The sequence below is a fragment of the Burkholderia sp. FL-7-2-10-S1-D7 genome (genome assembly GCF_001524185.1).
Lineage (GTDB): Bacteria > Pseudomonadota > Gammaproteobacteria > Burkholderiales > Burkholderiaceae > Burkholderia > Burkholderia diffusa.
Window position 1 is genome coordinate 47,381 of record NZ_LOWY01000030.1, and the last position, 16,488, is coordinate 63,868.

The 16,488-nt window shown below is 68.0% G+C and carries 17 protein-coding genes and 3 pseudogenes; 14 read left to right on the forward strand and 6 right to left on the reverse strand.

All coding sequences use genetic code 11. The features are described 5' to 3' along the window. Positions 1–2 precede the first annotated feature (2 nt). Positions 3–818 carry a family 1 encapsulin nanocompartment shell protein gene (locus WS75_RS13340; RefSeq protein ID WP_059680870.1) on the reverse strand — a complete coding sequence of 272 codons (816 nt, stop codon included), beginning with the start codon at positions 816–818 and terminating at the stop codon, positions 3–5. Next, positions 811–1,881 (reverse strand): Dyp-type peroxidase, encoded by a 1,071-nt coding sequence (locus tag WS75_RS13345; protein WP_059680871.1) that lies wholly within the window; start codon positions 1,879–1,881, stop codon positions 811–813. The genes WS75_RS13340 and WS75_RS13345 overlap by 8 nt, the downstream gene beginning before the upstream one ends. 416 nt (positions 1,882–2,297) lie before the next feature. Here WS75_RS13345 and WS75_RS13350 point away from each other — a divergent pair, with 416 nt between their 5' ends. The 6 genes from WS75_RS13350 to WS75_RS13370 all read left to right on the forward strand — a co-directional run bounded on the left by WS75_RS13350 (position 2,298) and on the right by WS75_RS13370 (position 5,813). Next, positions 2,298–2,597, forward strand: coding sequence for a hypothetical protein (locus tag WS75_RS13350; RefSeq protein WP_059680872.1), 300 nt, complete (start codon positions 2,298–2,300; stop codon positions 2,595–2,597). Continuing rightward, complete coding sequence (locus WS75_RS13355; RefSeq protein WP_059680873.1) at positions 2,594–3,046, forward strand: phosphate-starvation-inducible protein PsiE; 453 nt, start codon at positions 2,594–2,596, stop codon at positions 3,044–3,046. Before WS75_RS13350 ends, WS75_RS13355 begins: the two co-directional genes overlap by 4 nt. Before the next feature lie 365 nt (positions 3,047–3,411). Beyond that, on the forward strand, positions 3,412–4,947 hold the full coding sequence (locus WS75_RS13360; RefSeq protein WP_059680874.1) for an FAD-dependent oxidoreductase: 1,536 nt from the start codon (positions 3,412–3,414) through the stop codon (positions 4,945–4,947). A 113-nt stretch (positions 4,948–5,060) separates the two neighbouring features. Next, a complete protein-coding gene (locus WS75_RS33530; protein ID WP_156429773.1) occupies positions 5,061–5,201 on the forward strand; it encodes a hypothetical protein in 141 nt (46 codons plus the stop codon). A gap of 100 nt (positions 5,202–5,301) precedes the next feature. Continuing rightward, on the forward strand, positions 5,302–5,481 hold the full coding sequence (locus tag WS75_RS35075) for a hypothetical protein (protein WP_059680875.1): 180 nt from the start codon (positions 5,302–5,304) through the stop codon (positions 5,479–5,481). Then, positions 5,481–5,813, forward strand: a complete 333-nt coding sequence (locus tag WS75_RS13370; RefSeq protein ID WP_156429774.1) for a four-helix bundle copper-binding protein — start codon at positions 5,481–5,483, stop codon at positions 5,811–5,813. The genes WS75_RS35075 and WS75_RS13370 overlap by 1 nt, the downstream gene beginning before the upstream one ends. Positions 5,814–5,817: 4 nt before the next feature. Here the strand turns inward: WS75_RS13370 and WS75_RS13375 are convergent, their stop codons facing one another. Further along, on the reverse strand, positions 5,818–7,407 hold the full coding sequence (locus WS75_RS13375; protein WP_059680877.1) for a PAS domain-containing hybrid sensor histidine kinase/response regulator: 1,590 nt from the start codon (positions 7,405–7,407) through the stop codon (positions 5,818–5,820). 521 nt (positions 7,408–7,928) lie between these two features. Here WS75_RS13375 and WS75_RS13380 point away from each other — a divergent pair. Next, positions 7,929–9,005: a glycosyltransferase family 9 protein gene (locus WS75_RS13380; protein ID WP_059680878.1), complete on the forward strand. Its 1,077-nt coding sequence runs from the start codon at positions 7,929–7,931 to the stop codon at positions 9,003–9,005. After that, a complete protein-coding gene (locus WS75_RS13385; protein WP_059680879.1) occupies positions 8,995–9,945 on the forward strand; it encodes a glycosyltransferase in 951 nt (316 codons plus the stop codon). Before WS75_RS13380 ends, WS75_RS13385 begins: the two co-directional genes overlap by 11 nt. Before the next feature lie 26 nt (positions 9,946–9,971). Here WS75_RS13385 and WS75_RS13390 read toward each other — a convergent pair whose 3' ends face one another. After that, the gene (locus tag WS75_RS13390; RefSeq protein ID WP_059680880.1) at positions 9,972–11,036 is read right to left on the reverse strand and encodes a sigma-54 interaction domain-containing protein; all 1,065 of its coding nucleotides are present in this window, start codon (positions 11,034–11,036) and stop codon (positions 9,972–9,974) included. Positions 11,037–11,385: 349 nt separating this feature from the next. On the opposite strand from WS75_RS13390, the gene WS75_RS13395 reads away from it, so the two are divergent. Continuing rightward, the gene (locus tag WS75_RS13395) at positions 11,386–12,753 is read left to right on the forward strand and encodes a sigma-54-dependent transcriptional regulator (RefSeq protein WP_059680881.1); all 1,368 of its coding nucleotides are present in this window, start codon (positions 11,386–11,388) and stop codon (positions 12,751–12,753) included. 17 nt (positions 12,754–12,770) lie between these two features. On the opposite strand, the pseudogene WS75_RS34545 reads toward WS75_RS13395, so the two are convergent. Both WS75_RS34545 and WS75_RS34930 read right to left on the reverse strand, forming a co-directional pair. Then, positions 12,771–12,939 (reverse strand): annotated as a pseudogene (locus WS75_RS34545) (glycosyltransferase family 2 protein); the annotation flags it as partial. Further along, positions 12,939–13,317 (reverse strand): annotated as a pseudogene (locus WS75_RS34930) (glycosyltransferase); the annotation flags it as partial. The pseudogenes WS75_RS34930 and WS75_RS34545, both read right to left, overlap by 1 nt. Before the next feature lie 288 nt (positions 13,318–13,605). Between WS75_RS34930 and WS75_RS13400 the strand changes: the two are divergent. From WS75_RS13400 to WS75_RS13420, 5 genes and pseudogenes are all read left to right on the forward strand, one after another. Then, a complete protein-coding gene (locus tag WS75_RS13400; protein ID WP_059681052.1) occupies positions 13,606–14,013 on the forward strand; it encodes a BON domain-containing protein in 408 nt (135 codons plus the stop codon). A 27-nt stretch (positions 14,014–14,040) separates the two neighbouring features. Further along, positions 14,041–15,069, forward strand: a complete 1,029-nt coding sequence (locus tag WS75_RS13405; RefSeq protein WP_059680882.1) for an SDR family oxidoreductase — start codon at positions 14,041–14,043, stop codon at positions 15,067–15,069. Positions 15,070–15,115: 46 nt separating this feature from the next. Beyond that, positions 15,116–15,415, forward strand: coding sequence for a DUF2795 domain-containing protein (locus tag WS75_RS13410; RefSeq protein WP_059680883.1), 300 nt, complete (start codon positions 15,116–15,118; stop codon positions 15,413–15,415). A gap of 67 nt (positions 15,416–15,482) precedes the next feature. Beyond that, positions 15,483–16,049, forward strand: coding sequence for a hypothetical protein (locus tag WS75_RS13415; protein WP_059680884.1), 567 nt, complete (start codon positions 15,483–15,485; stop codon positions 16,047–16,049). Between the two features lie 118 nt (positions 16,050–16,167). Further along, positions 16,168–16,464 (forward strand): annotated as a pseudogene (locus WS75_RS13420) (hypothetical protein); the annotation flags it as partial. Positions 16,465–16,488 lie beyond the last annotated feature (24 nt).

Here is a 16,488-nt window from a genome sequence, read left to right on the forward strand (position 1 = left end):
GGTCAGGCCGCCGGATTGCCCTGCGGCGCCACGGCCACCGATGCTTCGCTCGTCAGCATCAGGAACGTGAACGTTTCGCGCAGGTACAGGCGGACGGCCTTGTCGTTATGGCTCGTGTAGCCGATCGATACGTCTTCCCCGAGGTGCAATTCGTAATCGCCGCCGCGCATCGATAGTACGCAGCCACCGCTGATCGCCGGCGCCCAGATGATCTCGCCACTGACGATGCGCTTGATGTGGCCGAGGACCGGATAACCCTGGTCGCGCGCCTCGCTGAGCGTAGTGTACGCGTCCGAGCCGAGCACCACCGAGTACGGGCCGTCGACGCCCGCGAGCCGGAGTGCTTCGAGCGCGTCGCTGATCGCATCCGGGTACGCGCTGACGTCCGCCGGCAGCGTGAGCTTGCGGTTCGACGTGCCTTCGCGGATGCCGAGGATGCCGGCGGCCGGGTAGCCGTCGAAAATAGCGTTGTCCTCGGCGAACGCGAGCCGCTGCGCGGCCTCCTTCGCCGGCTGCCAGTCGGCGTCGCGCGCACCGCGCTCGACGCTGTCGATCGCATCGCGGCTCAATTCGAACGGCACCGTCAGCTCGACGATCGTGCGCACTTCGCGCAGCCGCGCATTCACCAGCTCGCGCGGCGCGGTGACCTCCACCAGGTGCCCGGTGCCGACGGCCGACAGCTCAGGGCCGGCGGGGCCCTCGACGTCGACCACGCGGCGCCCGGCCACCGAGCGCTTGAAGGTACGTGCCACTTCCTCCTCGATCTGCTCCCAGGCGGACGAGGAAACCGGCGCGAGTTCGCGGTGCAGGTTATTCATGGGCTTTGGCTCCTTTCAGCGATCCGATGTTCAGCGAGCCGTCACGACGCGACTCGGACGAGGTGGGTGCCGGCCGCGCGGCGGTGGCGTCGGCCGGTGCGGCGCGATCGGCGAGCGCTTCGAGCAGGTCGGCCGACGGCACGAAAAACAGCGAGCCGGTGACCGCGCGGCTGTAGTCGAGCAGCCGGTCGTAGTTGCCGGGCGGGCGGCCGACGAACATGTTCTCGAGCATCTGCTCGATCGGCGCCGGCGAGCGCGCGTAGCCGATGAAATAGGTGCCGAATTCGCCGAAGCCGGGGCGCCCGAACGGCATGTTGTCGCGCAGGATCTTCACTTCCTTGCCGTCTTCGTCGAGCGTGGTCAGCGAGCTGTGCGAGCACGACGGTTTCACGTCCGGCGCGAGCTCGATGTCGGACAGCTTGGTGCGCCCGATGATGCGTTCCTGCGTCTCGACCGCGAGCGCGTTCCAGCCGGCCATGTCGTGCAGGTACTTCTGCACGATCACGTAGCTTCCGCCCGCGAATGCCGGATCCTCGTTGCCGATCACCGTGAAGTCGACCGCCTCGCGGCCTTCCGGGTTCTCGGTGCCGTCGACGAAACCGATCATCGCGCGCTGGTCGAAGTTGCGGAAGCCGTGCACCTCGTCGACGACCGTGACTGCGTCGCCCAGCGCGCCGAGCAATTGAGTGGCGAGTTCGAAGCACAGGTCCATTGCCTCGGCGCGGATGTGCAGCAGGATGTCGCCCGGCGTCGCGACGGCGACACGCTGGCCGGCGCCGAATTCGCGGAACGGATGCAGCGACGCGGGGCGCGGATCGCCGAACAGCGCATCCCATGCGTCGGCGCCGAAGCCGCATACGCAGGACAGGTTGCCGCCCGGCACGCGCTTGCCGACCGAGCGCACGAGCGCGGCGATGTCGCCGCACCACGCGCGGATCGTATCGGCGCGGTCGGCGCCCGGGTTGACGGTTGCGACGAGGAAGATCGCGCTGCGCGTGATCGGACTGTGAACGGCCTGGGAGAGCGGGGGAAGGGTTTGCATCGCGGCCTGCCGGTCAGTCATGTCGGGACGGACGGGCCGCGAACGCCGCGGCGCGCGAAGACGCACGGTTGGACTGTGTCATTCGACTGTTCTCTTTGTGACATGCGGATGAAGGACGTTGCGCGGGCGTCGCGCAACGGGCCGTGGCAGCGGCGGCCTGCCGCCCGGGCGCGCAAGGGGAGGCAGGCAGGATGGCCGCGCGTTCGCCCGGCGCATGACCTCGCCGCACTGCGTAACGTCGTCGAGCATGCAATCTAGCAGCTTCGGCGGGTCTTTGGAACACGTATCGGCAATCTGTGATTCGAATGGACTGGTCAGGGTCCGATTTCGCGTCGCGGGCGCGCGGCTGTACTCCTGAAGCGCGCGGCGCTGTGCTCTTGAGCGGGTGCGGTGCGTACAGTAGATTAGGTTCGCTCCGCCCACCGACGAGGACCATCATGATGAACCTGCTGGAAGCGATGCCGATTTTCGTCGCGGTGGTCGAGCATGGCGGGGCACCCGGTGCGGCGTCCGACCTGAAACGCGGCGACGCCATGGCGTGTACCGATGCCGGCGTCGCGTTCCACCTGTGCTGTAGGAGGACGCTGGTCGAGGTCGCGCAAGCCATCGCCCGGATCGATGCGTGCGCAACCGTTCAGGATTCACTCGGCGGGGGCTTTCCGCCGCTCGAAACCATCAACCGCGTCGACGGAGCGTCGATCGCGGCACCGATGCCATTGCACGAGTCATCGCGTTGAATACGTCCACTGTTTCCGCCGATACGGCCGCCGAGCGCATCCGCCGCCGCTTCGGACACTTCCTCCATGCGGCCGAGATGGCCGGGCTGATCGTGATCGGCCTCGCGACCGCGTTCGCGATGGCGCAGGAAGCGTGGAAGGTCGTGCTCGCGGGTGAGGTGTCGCTGACCGACCTGCTGCTGATGTTCCTGTATCTCGAAGTGCTCGCGATGGACGTGCGCTACCTGCGACTCGGCCGGCCGCCGGTGCGCTTTCCGCTGTTCATCGCGATGACGTCGCTCGCGCGCGACCTGATCCTGCGCGGCGCCACCGACAGCCCCGAGCGAATGCTGATGACCACGTTCGGGATCGTGCTGCTTGCGGTGGGCGTACTGATCCTCAGCTTCGGTCAGCATCGTTTTCCGGCGGAAGTCGACGATGTCGAGGAGGATGCGCACATGCGTCGTTAAGGCCGCGTGCCTGGCTGGCGCTTTCGGAGAATAACAAAGGATTCCATAACGATAACGGTGTCATCGTTGAAATGGACGCAGCTGGCAAGCTTGCCGTTCCCGGCGCGGATTGGCCGTTCAAGGACGGCCCGCTCGGGACGCTCGGCAATCCATATGTCGCACACGGCATGCGGATTGCTCCGGCCGCCGGATCCCGCGCACGCGTATCCAGCGTGTTGCGCCGCAGCGTCGCTGACGCTCCATGCCGGTCGCGGATCGCATACGAGCCATGCTCCGCGTTTGCGTGCGCTGCGGGGTCGGCCGTCCCTGCTCTTTTCAGGAAGGACGCCGATAATGGGATCGTTACCTCAGCCGGGAGCCACGCCATGTCCGGAAGCGACGCATCGTCTTCACGCCCCGATCTTGCGCGGGGCATTTCGCTCGATGACATCGCCGACGGCGCGATGATCGAGGGCCAGGTCGGCGACGCCACGGTGCTGCTGGTGCGCCGCGCCGACGCGCTGTTTGCCGTGAGCGCGCAATGCCCTCACTACGGCGCACCGCTGGCCGAAGGGCTGCTGGTCGGCGACACGATTCGCTGCCCGTGGCATCACGCGGCGTTCTGCTTGCGCACCGGCGAACGGCTGCGCGCGCCGGCGCTCGACGGCCTGACGTGCTGGCGCGTCGAACGTCGGGACGGCCGTGCGGTCGTGCTCGGCCCGCAGCCTGCCGCGTCGCCGCCCGTGTCGAACGCGGCCGGATGGCCCGCATCGGTGGTGATCGTCGGCGGTGGCGCGGCCGCTATCGCGGCGGCCGTGACGCTGCGGCAGGAAGGCTACCCGCACGCGATCACGCTGCTGAGCGCGGACAGCGAGCCGCCGTACGATCGACCGAACCTGTCGAAGGACTATCTGGCCGGCACGGCCGAAGCCGACTGGCTGCCGCTGCGCGGGGCGTCGTTCTATACCGACCAGCGCATCGACGTGCGCTGCGGCACGCGTGTCGCGCGGATCGACCCCGCGCAACACGCGGTCGAGCTCGCGGATGGCAGCCGCGTCGGCTACGGCGCGCTGCTGCTCGCCACCGGTGCCGAGCCGAACCGCCTGATCGTACCGGGCGCCGATCTTCCGCACGTGTGCGTGCTGCGCTCGCGCGCCGATTGCGATGCGCTGATCGGCAAGCTGAAGACCGCGCGTCGCTGCGTCGTGGTCGGCGCGAGCTTCATCGGCCTCGAAGCGGCCGCCGCGCTGCGCACGCGCGGGCTCGACGTAGCGGTGGTCGCGCCCGATGCGCGGCCGATGGCACGCGTGCTCGGCGACGCGCTCGGCGACACGATCCGCGCGCTGCACGAGTCGCACGGCGTGGTGTTCCATCTCGGCGCGACGCCCACGCAGATCGCGCAGGATCACGTCACGCTGTCGAACGGCGATGTGCTGCCGGCGGATGTCGTGTTGGTCGGCATCGGCGTGCATCCGAACTTCGCGCTCGCGCAAGACGCGGGGTTGCTCGTTGATCGAGGCGTGACGGTCGACCGTTTCCTGAAGACGAGCGCGCCGGACATCTACGCGGCCGGCGACATCGCACGCTGGCCCGATCCGCTGACGGGCGAACGCATTCGCGTCGAGCACTGGGTCGTCGCGGAGCAACAGGGAATCGCCGCGGCGCACAACATGCTCGGCCGCCAGCAGCCGTTCGACGCGGTGCCGTTCTTCTGGAGCCAGCACTACGACCTGACGGTACGCTATGTCGGCCACGCGGAGCAATGGGACCGCGTCGAGATCGACGGCGATCTCGACGCGCACGACGCTTCGGTGACGTACTGGCGCGGCAACGCCCGGCTCGCGGTCGCGACGATCGGCCGCGATCTCGATTGCCTGCGCGCGGAAGTGGCGCTCGAGCAGCAGGGCGCGACGCACGCGTGAGCAGGCTGCCGACCGTGCATTGAGCGGTGCACGCTCCGGTCAAGGTGTTGCGTATGCAACGGTCGTTGCAGTGTCGCGACATGCGCGGAGACCGCCGAACCGGACATGAGCAGATGCACCGCGACTTCGACTGCTCCGTCGAGGTGTTCCCGACGCTATTCACGATCACGCACCCGATCGCGAATAGTCCCGTGTTCCTGCCGCTGACGGCTGCGATCGGCATGACGATCGGCGTCGCCACACCCACCGACTGAGAAGGCAGCAGGCCGGAGTGCGACGCCGACGGGCGCGCGCCTTGCTCGAACAGCGCGACGGTGTCCACACCGTTTCCGCTTTCGACAAGGAGGGCCTGACATGAAAGCAGTCGTATTTCACGGCATCGGCGATATTCGAATCGATACGGTACCCGACCCGGAAGTCGCCGACGTGGCCGATGCGGTCGACGCGTATCGCGCGTTCGACGTGCGCGAGCCAGGCTGGATGAAGGTGACGCTGACGCCACGACGATGCGAACCGGAACGAGGAGGGCTGTGATGAACCAGATCAACGATCGCTACGACAACTGCATGGCCGCGTGCGACGCGTGCGCGCATGCGTGCGACGCCTGTATCGCCGGGTGCCTCACGGAACCGGAAGCGCACGCCCTGGTAGGCTGCATCGCACTCGACATCGACTGCGCGCAGCTGTGCCGCCTTGCATCGGGCGCGATGGCACGCGGCAGCGCGCTCGCGCCTCAGGTATGCGCGCTTTGTGCGCATGCGTGCGAGCTGTGCGCGGCCGAATGCCTGCAGCACGCGCACGACCACTGCCGGCGCTGCGCGCTGGCATGCGACACCTGCGCCGCGATGTGCCGCGCGATGACCTGAGCGCTCAGCGCGCGTCGTGAACCTTGCGGGCGACGCGCTGCAGCAGCGCGTCGAGCACCGCCATCTCGACGGGCTTGACGAGGTGATCGTCGAAGCCCGCGCTCGCGGTGCGTGCGAAGTCGGCCGGGCTCCCATGGCCGGACAGCGCGACACAGGTCGTGCCGGCCAGTGCGTCGATCGCGCGCAGTTGGCGCAGCAGCGTGAAGCCGTCGACGTCGGGCATCGACAGGTCGACGAGCATCAGGTGCGGAACGAAGTCGCCCGCGAACGCCAGCGCGTCGTCCGCGTTGTACGCGACGCGCGGCGCGTGGCCCTTGACCTGCAGCAGCACGGCGAGCGTGTCGGCGGAGTCGCGGTTGTCGTCGACGATGAGGATGCGCAGCGGCGCACGGGCCGGTTGTTCGGTTCTGCGCGGTGCGGGCGCATCGCCCGGCGTCGCGCGCGTGGCATGCTCGAGCGGCAGCCGCACCGTGAACGTCGCGCCATGGCCGGGGCCGCTGCTTTCAGCGGCGATCATCCCGCCGTGCAACTCGACGAACGACCGGCAGATCGCGAGGCCGAGCCCGAAGCCGTCCGACGGGCGCCGGCCCGGCACGGCTTCCTGTTCGAACAGGTCGAAGATCGATTCGAGCGAGCCCGGCGCGATGCCGACGCCGTGATCGGTTACGCGGATCGCGACGATCGGCCCCTCGGCGTGCGCGCTGACGTCGATGCGGCCGCCTTGCGGCGAGAATTTCGACGCGTTGTCGAGCAGGTTGTGCAACACCTGCACGAGCCGCGTGGCGTCGCCGCGCACGACCAGCGGATCGGCCGGCAGATCGACGCGAATGTGCTGCCCGCGCGCGGCCAGCTTCGGCTGGATGCTTTCCACGCCGCGGCAGACGAGGTCGCGCACGGTCACCGGCGCGTCGTCGAGTTCGACCTTGCCGGCGGTGATGCGCCCGACGTCGAGCAGGTCGTCGACCAACCGCGTCAAGTGTCCGACCTGGCGGTGCACGGCATCGCGGCATTGCGCGAGCCCGGGCGCCGGATCGGGCAGGCTCTGCAGCACGCCGACCGAATGGCGCAGCGGCGCGAGATGGTTGCGCAACTCGTGCGCGAGCATCGCGATGAACACGCTGAGCCGGTGCGTTGACACTTCGAGCTCGGCCAGCCGCTTGCGCTCGGTCATGTCGCGCGTGATCTTGATGAAGCCGGCGAGCTGGCCCGCATGGTCGCGCACGGCCGTGATCGTCACGCTGGCCCAGAACAGCGACCCATCCTTGCGCACGCGCCAGCCTTCGTCCTCGAAGTGGCCGTGCGCGACGGCATGCCGGAGCCCGAATGCGGGCCGCCCGGCCGCGATCGCGTCGGGCGGATAGAAACGCGAGAAATGATGGCCGACGATCTCGGCCGTGCGATATCCCTTGATGCGCTCGGCGCCCGCGTTCCACGTCGCGACGTTGCCGTGCGCGTCGAGCATGAACACCGCGTAGTCGGTGATCGCACCGACGACGGTCTCGAAGCGAAACTCGGCGAACCGGTGCCGCAGATCGCGCGCATCGTTGGGTCCGAGCGGCGGGGACGGATTGGAAATGGTGTCGTCTGTCTTCATCGGAACGGCAAGTTGGATGCGGGCGGACGAACGCCGCCCCGCCGCAGCCGGCCGGGCGGGCTGCGGCCATTCAAATCGGATTGACCCCCGAAAGCATAAGGGAGGTCAATTCACCTGAGCAATGGTGGCGCACGTCCTGTGCCGCGCGGGGCCCGTGGTGCGAAATCCTGCCGGCGGCGAGCCAGGCGGCATCGACGATCCGGACGCGCCGGAGGAACCCGGCACGGGCGGCGAATAGGGCCATAGCAGGACGACCGGCTGCGCAAAAACTGCAATCCCGTTGCAGATAGGGAGGCCCGGCAAGGGACGTTCGGCGACGCGTGGCCGATCGGCGCCGCCCGTCGGCGGGCGTCGGGCGCGAGGTGCGGGGATCACGGCGTCGACCGGAACATTGACGTCGACGTGCCGCCCCTTCGCGCCGGCCGGCCAGGCGGCACGTGACTTGCAACCAGTTGACCGACGCACGCCGCGACGCGACATGGGGCCGTGCGCGGCGCGCTTCACTTCCGGGTGTTCTTCCTATGATGCTCGAATCCGTTTCGTCGTCCGGTCCGGTCCGCATCGCGGTATTCCGCGCGCTGCAGCTCGGCGACATGCTATGTGCGGTGCCGGCGCTGCGCGCGTTGCGGCGTGGCGAACCGGCCGCGCGCATCACGCTGATCGGGCTGCCGTGGGCACGCGAGTTCGCATCACGCTTCTCGGACTACGTCGACAACTTCATCGCGTTTCCCGGCGCGCCGGGGCTCGGCGAGCAGCCGGACGCCGAGCCGGCCGCGCGCGAGGCGTTCGTCGCGGAATGCCGCGCGCGCGACTTCGATCTGGCGATCCAGTTGCACGGCAGCGGCGCGCAGACCAACGCGATCGTCGCGTCGCTCGGCGCGACGCGCACCGCCGGCTTTGTGCCGCCTGACGGCGGCACGACCGCGCTCGACTGTTCGGTCGTCTGGCGCGACGGTGAGCCCGAGGTCACGCGCGCCCTGTCGCTGATGCGCAAGCTCGGCTATCCGGACTGGGGCGATTACCTGGAATTTCCGCTCGGCGGCCTCGACTATGCGCTATGGCATGTGCTGTGCGACGAACATGCGCTCGATCCGGACCGCTACGTGATCGTTCATCCGGGCGCCCGGATGGCGTCGCGACGCTGGCCGGCCGAGCGCTTCGCGAGCGTGGCACGGCAGCTCGCGGACGACAGCTGGCAAATCGTGCTGACCGGCACGCGAGCGGAGCTTGCGCTGGCCGGTGCGTTCGTCGAACATCTCGCGCGGCCGTGCGTGAATCTGTGCGGGCGCACGCCGCTCGGCGCGCTGGCCGCACTGATCGGCCGCGCGCGGCTCGTGCTGTGCAACGACACGGGCGTGTCGCTTGTCGCGGCGGCGTTCGGCACGCCGAGCATCGTCGTCGCCTGCGGCAGCGACATGGCCCGCTGGGCACCGCTCGACGCCGAACGCCACCGCATTCTCGCGAACTATCCGGCTTGCCGGCCGTGCACGTTCGACACGTGTCCGTACGGGCACGCGTGCGCGACGGCGATCGGCGTCGACGACGTGATGGAACGGGCGGGCGAACTGCTCGCCGAGGAGAGACGTCATGTCACGTAAGCGGTTGCGCGTGCTCACCTGGCACGTGCATGGCAACTATCTGTATTACCTGTCGCAGGCGCCGCACGATTTCCATATCGTGACGAAGCCGCAGCATCCGCCCGGCTACGCGGGGCGGGCCGGGCACCTGCCATGGGGCGACAACGTGCACGAGGTGCGCGTCGAGTGCGTGCGCGATACCCAGTTCGACTGCGTGCTGTACCAGCATCACAATCAATACGCACACGACCGGTTGCGGCTCCTGAGCGACGCGCAGCGTGCGTTGCCGGCGCTGTTCGTCGAACACGATCCGCCGGGCGAGCATCCGACCGACACGCTGCACCCGGTGCAGGACCCGAACGTGTTGCTGGTGCACGTGACGCCGTTCAACGCGCTGATGTGGGACAACGGCGTCACGCCGACGCGCGTGATCGAGCACGGCGTGCTGATTCCCGACGGCGTCGAGTATCGGGGCACGCTGCCGAAGGGCGTGACGGTCGTGAACGACATCGCGCGGCGCGGGCGGTGTCTCGGTGCGGACCTGTTCGAGGTCGTGCGTCACAGCGTGCCGCTCGATCTGGTGGGCATTGGGTCGACCGAGCTCGGCGGCATCGGCGAGGTGCCGAACCCGGCGCTGCCGCAGTTCCTGTCGCACTACCGCTTCTTCTTCAATCCGATCCGCTACGCGAGCCTCGGGCTCGCGGTGATCGAAGCGATGATGATCGGGCTGCAGATCGTTGCGCTCGCAACGACGGAGATGGCACAGCTCGTGAGGAGCGGTTGCAACGGGGTCGCCGATACGCGGCCTGCCGTGCTGATCGACGCGATGCGCAGGTTGATCCGCGATCCCGACCTCGCGCGCGAGTGGGGCGCGGCGGCGAAGCGCGATGCGTGCGAGCGATTCGGGATCGAGCGGTTCGTGCGTGAATGGGACAGCGCGTTGTGCGACGTCGCGTCGTGAGCGGTTCAGCCGCCGAGGCGGCGCGCTTACGGACTCGTTGCGCTCGGTGGCGCGCCCGCGCTCGCGGCGCCACTTGCACTATTTGTACTACTTGCACCACTCGCGCCTGGCGCCGGTGCTGGCGCGCCGCTCGCGGCATTGCGCTCGTGTTCGGGCAATAGCGCGAGGCGGTTGTACAGCGTTTTCAGGCTGATGCCGAGCGCTTTCGCGGTGCGCGGCTTGTCGCCGTTGAAATGACGCAGCGACGCGACGATGAAGCGCTGCTGCGTCTGAGCGAGCGTCGTGCCGATATGCAGCGTCATCGCATTGTGTCGGACTTCCTCTCGCGGCTGTTGCCGACGCGGCAACTGCAGTTCGATCTGTTCGTCCGCGAGGATGAATGCGCGCTCCAGCGCGTTGCGCAGCTCGCGCACGTTGCCGGGCCACGAATACGCGCGCAGTGCCTTCATCGCCTGCATCGACAGACGCTTGCGCGTGCGGTGCCGCGCGTTCAGCCGTTCGACGATCTGCAGCGCGATGTCGCCGATGTCGTCCTCGCGCTTCCGCAGCGCGGGCACGTGCAGCGCGATCGTCGCGATCCGGTAGAAGAGATCCTCGCGTAGCCGACCGCTGCGCACGGCTTCCACCGGATCGTGACGCGTGGCCGCGACGATCCGCACATCGAGCGGAATCGCTTCGTGACCGCCGACGCGCATGATCGTGTTCGACTCGAGCGTGCGAAGCAATTTCACCTGCAATTCCGCCGGCATTTCCGCGATTTCGTCGAGAAACAGCGTCCCGCCGCGCGCGGCTTCGAACATGCCCACATGTTGCGCAACGGCGCCGGTGAAGCTGCCTTTCTCATGTCCGAACAAATGCGATTCAGCGATGTCTTTCGGAATTGCACCGCAATTGATGGGCACGAACGGGCCGCGCCGGCGCGGGCTCATGTCGTGGATGAGCCGCGCGACGATGTCCTTGCCGGCGCCACTTTCGCCGACCACCAGCACGCTGACGCGTGTGCTTGCGACGCGCGAAACTTTCAGCAGCAAGTTCTGAATCGTTCGCGAGCGGCCGAACAGTCGCGTGCCGTCATCGTCGGATTTCGACATGAGTGATATCGCGTCGGGAAGTATTGACCGAAACCGTCGAAGACTGGATGAAAAAATGACCGACACACGTCATTTTTTCATGTGGAAATCATACCTTTTATGCCGGAATCGCCGGATTGAATCTGGCAATGCCACCGCGGCCGGCGGATAGATTTATTCGATGAGTGGCGATCGCGCGACGTGCTTCTTCTATACTGCTAAGCACTCGATTGTCATGGCAGGACAGCTAGTCTGCTCATTCGTGTGCAGTGCGGACTTGCATGCCAAATACCGGTGTCGTGCCCGCATTGCATGCCCGCCGCGGTTTCGGTCGATGCTTGGTGCCGGGGCCGCATCACAAGGAGCTTCGATGCCTTATGTCCTGATCGTCGAAGACGATGCCGATACACGCACGATGCTCGCGACGCTCGCCCAGGCGCAGCAACTCGCCTGCGACACGGCCGCGACGCTCGAAGAAGCGCGCACGCTCGTTTCGACGCATACCCCCGATCTCGTGTTGTGCGACCTCGTGCTGCCGGACGGCAACGGGATGGATCTGTTCGACGCTTTGCCCAAGCACGCGCATTGCGAAATGGTGCTGACCACCGGTCACGCAAGTCTCGAAACCGCGATCGACGCATTGCGGCGCGGCGCGACCGACTATCTGGTGAAACCGCTCAACATGCAGCGACTGAACAGCATCTTCGCGCGCGTGCCGCGCACCACCGCGCTGCACGAGGAAATCGCCGAATTGCGCTCCGAGCTGAAGCGTCTCGGCCGTTTCGGCCGGATGCTCGGCAATTCGCCCGCGATGCAGGCCGTCTACGATGCGATCGGCCGCGTCGCGCGCACCGAAGCGTCGGTGCTGCTCACCGGCGAGTCGGGCACGGGCAAGGAGCTCGCCGCGCAGACGGTTCACGATTTGAGCCTGCGCCGCCGCGGCCCGTTCCTCGCGGTGAACTGCGGCGCGATCGCGGCGAACCTCGTCGAGAGCGAAATGTTCGGCCACGACCGTGGCAGCTTCACCGGCGCCGAGCGGCAGCACAAGGGCTTCTTCGAACGCGCCGACGGCGGCACGCTGTTCCTCGACGAAATCACCGAGATGCCGGTCGAATCGCAGGTCAAGCTGCTGCGCGTGCTGGAAACCGGGCGGCTCACGCGGCTCGGCTCGACGCGCGAGATCGACGTCGACGTGCGCATCGTCGCGGCCACCAACCGCGATCCTGAAGCCGCGATGGCGGACGGCAAGCTGCGGCCCGACCTCTATCACCGGATCAACGTGTTCCCGATTCCGCTGCCGCCGCTGAGCGCGCGCGGCGACGACATCCCGATGCTCGCCGATGCGTTCCTGCAGCGCTACAACGAGGAAAGCGGCCGCAACCTGCGCTTCGCGCCGGCCGCGCGCGAAGCGCTGAAGACCTACGCGTGGCCCGGCAACGTGCGCGAGCTGCGCAACTTCGTGCAGCGTGCGAGCATCTTCACCGACGCGGACGTGATCGACACGCTGCCGCCGCCGATCATGGAGGAACTGTCGAACATGGTCGACTCGGACGAGGAGCGCGTGACGGTGCCGTTCGGCACACCGCTCGAGGAAGTCGACCGCAAGCTGATCCTCGGCACGATCGCGCAATGCGGCGGCGTGAAGGCCCAGGCGGCGGAGGTGCTCGACGTCAGCCTGAAGACGATCTACAACCGGCTCGCGCAACTGGAAGACGAAGTGGAGAAACCGGATTCCTGATGTCGTGCCGGACGTGCTCATGCGCGCGCACCCGCACAGCGACGCGTTTCTTCGTTGAGGCGGCGGCGCATGCGCTCGACATGCGGCGGCAACGTGCGCCGCTCGCGCAGGATCCACGGTAGGCGTTGCGAACGCGGGCGTGATGCTGCGTTCGCGCCACAGGCCCGGTAACATGCGGAGCCTGTGCGCGCGGCATCTGCGCGGTAGGGCGTGGTCAGGCGCGAGCGCATCCTGCGGGCACTCGGTGATCGGCTGGTCAGCGCGACGCGCGGGCGTGTCCTCGATCGCAAAGCGTTTGTCGGGGAAACTGTTGGCCACGCCCTGATGCAGCCGGCGCACGCGGCCGCGCGCATCGAACGTCATGACGAGCGGGATCCCCAGATGCTTCCTCACGCGTAGCGCGGCCTCACCCGACGACATGAAGCAGTTCGCGTGCATCACATCGACCGGGTCGGGATCCTGCCGCATGCGCGCCGTCATGTAGTAGTTCGCAAGCGCGCCCATATCAGGCAGCAGCCGTTCCTTCGGGATTTCGTCGGGCGCGCCGACCGGCACGTGGATCACCCCGAGCGGCGACGCATCTCCACTGATCAACGTGATTCTTTGCATGGTGCTGCTCCCGAGGTCGGGGCCGCGCCGGCCAGCCCCGTTGCGTCCCCCTCCGGCAATCGCCATACCCGGCACTTTGCTGGGCGCATGTCCCGTCCCCACGCCGAAGAAATTACAACGCATTGGATGAAAGCGCTTCCGATCAGCGTGTCGCGCGTGCGCGCGGCGTGTTGCGCGCGGCACGCGATTTGCGCCACCCGGATGTCCGCCGGCCATGCCGGCATCACCCGACAGGAGGTCCCGATGAAGGTATTCCCGTTGCAAGCCCGCGCTCCGCGATTCCGCCGTCGTGCCGCGAAGCGTCTCGGCATGGCGGTCGCGATCGCCGCGGCCACTGCCTGTATCGCCGTCGCGCCGAACGTGTTCGCCTCAGGAGACGACGGCACGGCATCGTCATCCATGTCGTCGTCGACGCATTCGAGCACCGGCACGAAGATCCGCGACGCGACCATCACGACCAAGGCGAAAGCCGAGCTGGTCGGCACGAGCGGCCTGTCGGCCGGCGACATTCACGTGAAGACGCGCCACGGCATCGTGATGCTGACCGGCAGCGTGCCGGACGACCAGCAGCGTGCGCAGGCCGTCAGCGTCGTCAAGCAGATCGACGGCGTGCGGGACGTGCGTAACCAGTTGACCATCCGCCCGCAATAACCTCTGCCCCGCAGAAGGAGTCCAGTGATGAAGTGCATGCTCAAACCGGTCGGCGAGCAGACGATCGTGATCACGGGCGCCACGAGCGGCATCGGCCTCGTCACCGCGCGCAAGGCGGCACGGCGCGGGGCGAAGCTGGTGCTGTTCGCGCGCAACGAGGCCGCGCTGAACACGCTGTGCGAGGAAATCCGCCAGCACGGCGGCCTTGCGGTGCCGGTCGCCGGCGACGTCGGCATTCTCGAGGACCTGCAACGCGCGGCCGCGAAGGCGGCCGATACCTATGGCGGCTTCGATACGTGGGTCAACAACGCGGGCGTGTCGATCTTCGGCACGGCTGCGGCCGTGCCGCTCGAGGATCAGCGCCGGCTGTTCGACACCAACTACTGGGGTGTCGTGCACGGCTCACTCGTCGCGTCGGACCATTTCCGGCGCAAGAGCGATTTCCACGGCGGCGCGATCATCAACATGGGCAGCGAGGCGTCCGATGCGCCGTTGCCGCTGCAAAGCGCGTATGCGGCGTCGAAGCACGCGGTGAAGGGCTTCACCGATTCGCTGCGCCTCGAGATCGAGTCGGATCACCTGCCCGTGTCCGTCACGCTCATCAAGCCCGCCGCGATCGACACGATGTTCGTGATGCACGCGAAGAACTACATGAACGTCGAGGCGACGCTGCCGCCGCCGATTTACGACCCGGACCTCGTCGCCGACGCGATCCTGTTCGCCGCCGCGCACCCGCGCCGATCCCTGTTCGTCGGCGGCGCCGCGAAGCTGACGTCGGCCAGTGCTTATCACGCGCCGCGCCTGTTCGATCGCATCGCGGCCACGCTGTTCTCACGCGGCCAGCGCACGGTGCGCCCCGCGCGCCCGCGCGACGACAACGCGCTGTACGAGTCCCGCCATGCGCTGCACGAGCGCGAAGGAATGGAAGGGCCCGTGCTGCGCGGCTGTGCGTACAACGCGGTGGTGCAGCAGCCGAAGGTCGCGGGCGCGGTTGCGCTCGGCGCCGCGGCGCTCGTGGTTGCCGCGCTGGCACGTGCGCGGCGTGCCTCGACGTAACCGCGTTCCGTTCCGTTTCCCGGTGTCTCATTCGAAGGAGGTTTCGATGTCATCCCGACAACATACGGGCCACGAATACAGCCACGCTCGCGCGCACGAAGGCGAGCGCACGCAGCAGGACCACGACAAGGGCGGTCACCAGGCGGGGCACGGCAAGGCGCCGGGCCCGGTCGACGTGCAGAAGGCGCTGAAGGGGATGGACTATCCGGCGAGCAAGTCGGATGTCGTCCAGTGCGCGGAGCGGTCGCACGCCGACCCGCACATGCTCGACATGCTCAGGCAGATACCCGATCGCGAATACCGCACGCCGGCATCGGTATCGAAGGAGCTCGGGCGGCTGATGTGAGCGCCGCCACGTCGCGTCGCGCACGCCGTCGCGTGTGCGGCAGCTTACGGTCACGAGGAGCACGAACATGGCGATGATCGTCGCAGGACGATTTACGACGTTCCATGAAGCGGAAGGTGGCGCGCGCCACCTTTACGAGCGCGCGTTCGGCCCGGACGACGTGTCGATCTTCTTCCTGAACCCGGGCGGCCAGCACGCGCGCTTTCCGATCGGCGGCGACGTGTATGCCGATACGGCTGCGAAGCCGGGTGGCCGTGGCGCGATGGTCGGCGCGCTGCGCGGGCTGCTGATCGGCGCGATCGTCGGGCTGATCGTCTATGCGCTCGGCGTGCACGACTGGTTCGTGCCGGCCGCCGGCGCGCTCGCCGGTGCGTATCTCGGCGCATTCGGCGGCGCGCTCGGGCGGATGCGCGGCGAGCAGGCCGAAGGCAAGGGCACGCTTGCACGTACCGAAACCGGCGTGATCCTGGCCGCACGCGTGACGGCGACGACCGCGGCCGCCGCGGAAGACGTGCTGCGCGCGACCGGCGCGCAATCGATCGAGCGTGTCGAAGGCGACTGGCAGGACGGCGAGTGGCGCGACTTCGATCCGGTGCGCCGGCCGGACGGCACCACGCAGGGCCGCCCGCGCTGAACGAGTCGTTTGCGCCTGTGCCTGCGTCTGCAGCGCGGCGTGCCGCCGCGTGTGCCGCCGCGCGGTACACGGCACGCTGCTTGCGGTGCATTCGCGACACCCGTTCAAGGAGGAACCCATGACCGTCGCCAGGACACCGCCACCCCAGACGCAGACGCAACAGCCAGGCCGCGAGCGGGAGATGCGCCCGAAGCCGCGCGGCGAAGCGGCCGATTACGTCGGCAGCGGCAAGCTGGCCGGCAAGGTCGCGCTCGTGACGGGCGGCGACAGCGGGATCGGCCGCGCGGTCGCGATCGGTTTCGCGAAAGCGGGCGGGCGCATCGTCAATACCGCGTCGGTGACCGCGTATCACGGCAGCCCGAAGCTGCCCGACTGCTCGGCGACCAGAGGTGCGATCGTCGCGTTCGCGACATCCACGCTGCCGACGCACAGGCATCAC

Bases quoted from the DNA above. Each gene is read 5' to 3' on its own strand.
- WS75_RS13410 (WP_059680883.1), top strand. From the start codon at position 15,116: ATGTCATCCCGACAACATACGGGCCACGAATACAGCCACGCTCGCGCG.
- WS75_RS13350 (WP_059680872.1), top strand. From the start codon at position 2,298: ATGATGAACCTGCTGGAAGCGATGCCGATTTTCGTCGCGGTGGTCGAG.
- WS75_RS13360 (WP_059680874.1), top strand. From the start codon at position 3,412: ATGTCCGGAAGCGACGCATCGTCTTCACGCCCCGATCTTGCGCGGGGC.
- WS75_RS13385 (WP_059680879.1), top strand. From the start codon at position 8,995: ATGTCACGTAAGCGGTTGCGCGTGCTCACCTGGCACGTGCATGGCAAC.
- WS75_RS33530 (WP_156429773.1), top strand. From the start codon at position 5,061: ATGCACCGCGACTTCGACTGCTCCGTCGAGGTGTTCCCGACGCTATTC.
- WS75_RS13345 (WP_059680871.1), bottom strand. From the start codon at position 1,881: ATGACTGACCGGCAGGCCGCGATGCAAACCCTTCCCCCGCTCTCCCAG.
- WS75_RS13340 (WP_059680870.1), bottom strand. From the start codon at position 818: ATGAATAACCTGCACCGCGAACTCGCGCCGGTTTCCTCGTCCGCCTGG.
- WS75_RS13395 (WP_059680881.1), top strand. From the start codon at position 11,386: ATGCCTTATGTCCTGATCGTCGAAGACGATGCCGATACACGCACGATG.
- WS75_RS13370 (WP_156429774.1), top strand. From the start codon at position 5,481: ATGAACCAGATCAACGATCGCTACGACAACTGCATGGCCGCGTGCGAC.
- WS75_RS35075 (WP_059680875.1), top strand. From the start codon at position 5,302: ATGAAAGCAGTCGTATTTCACGGCATCGGCGATATTCGAATCGATACG.
- WS75_RS13380 (WP_059680878.1), top strand. From the start codon at position 7,929: ATGATGCTCGAATCCGTTTCGTCGTCCGGTCCGGTCCGCATCGCGGTA.
- WS75_RS13415 (WP_059680884.1), top strand. From the start codon at position 15,483: ATGGCGATGATCGTCGCAGGACGATTTACGACGTTCCATGAAGCGGAA.
- WS75_RS13390 (WP_059680880.1), bottom strand. From the start codon at position 11,036: ATGTCGAAATCCGACGATGACGGCACGCGACTGTTCGGCCGCTCGCGA.
- WS75_RS13375 (WP_059680877.1), bottom strand. From the start codon at position 7,407: ATGAAGACAGACGACACCATTTCCAATCCGTCCCCGCCGCTCGGACCC.
- WS75_RS13400 (WP_059681052.1), top strand. From the start codon at position 13,606: ATGAAGGTATTCCCGTTGCAAGCCCGCGCTCCGCGATTCCGCCGTCGT.
- WS75_RS13405 (WP_059680882.1), top strand. From the start codon at position 14,041: ATGAAGTGCATGCTCAAACCGGTCGGCGAGCAGACGATCGTGATCACG.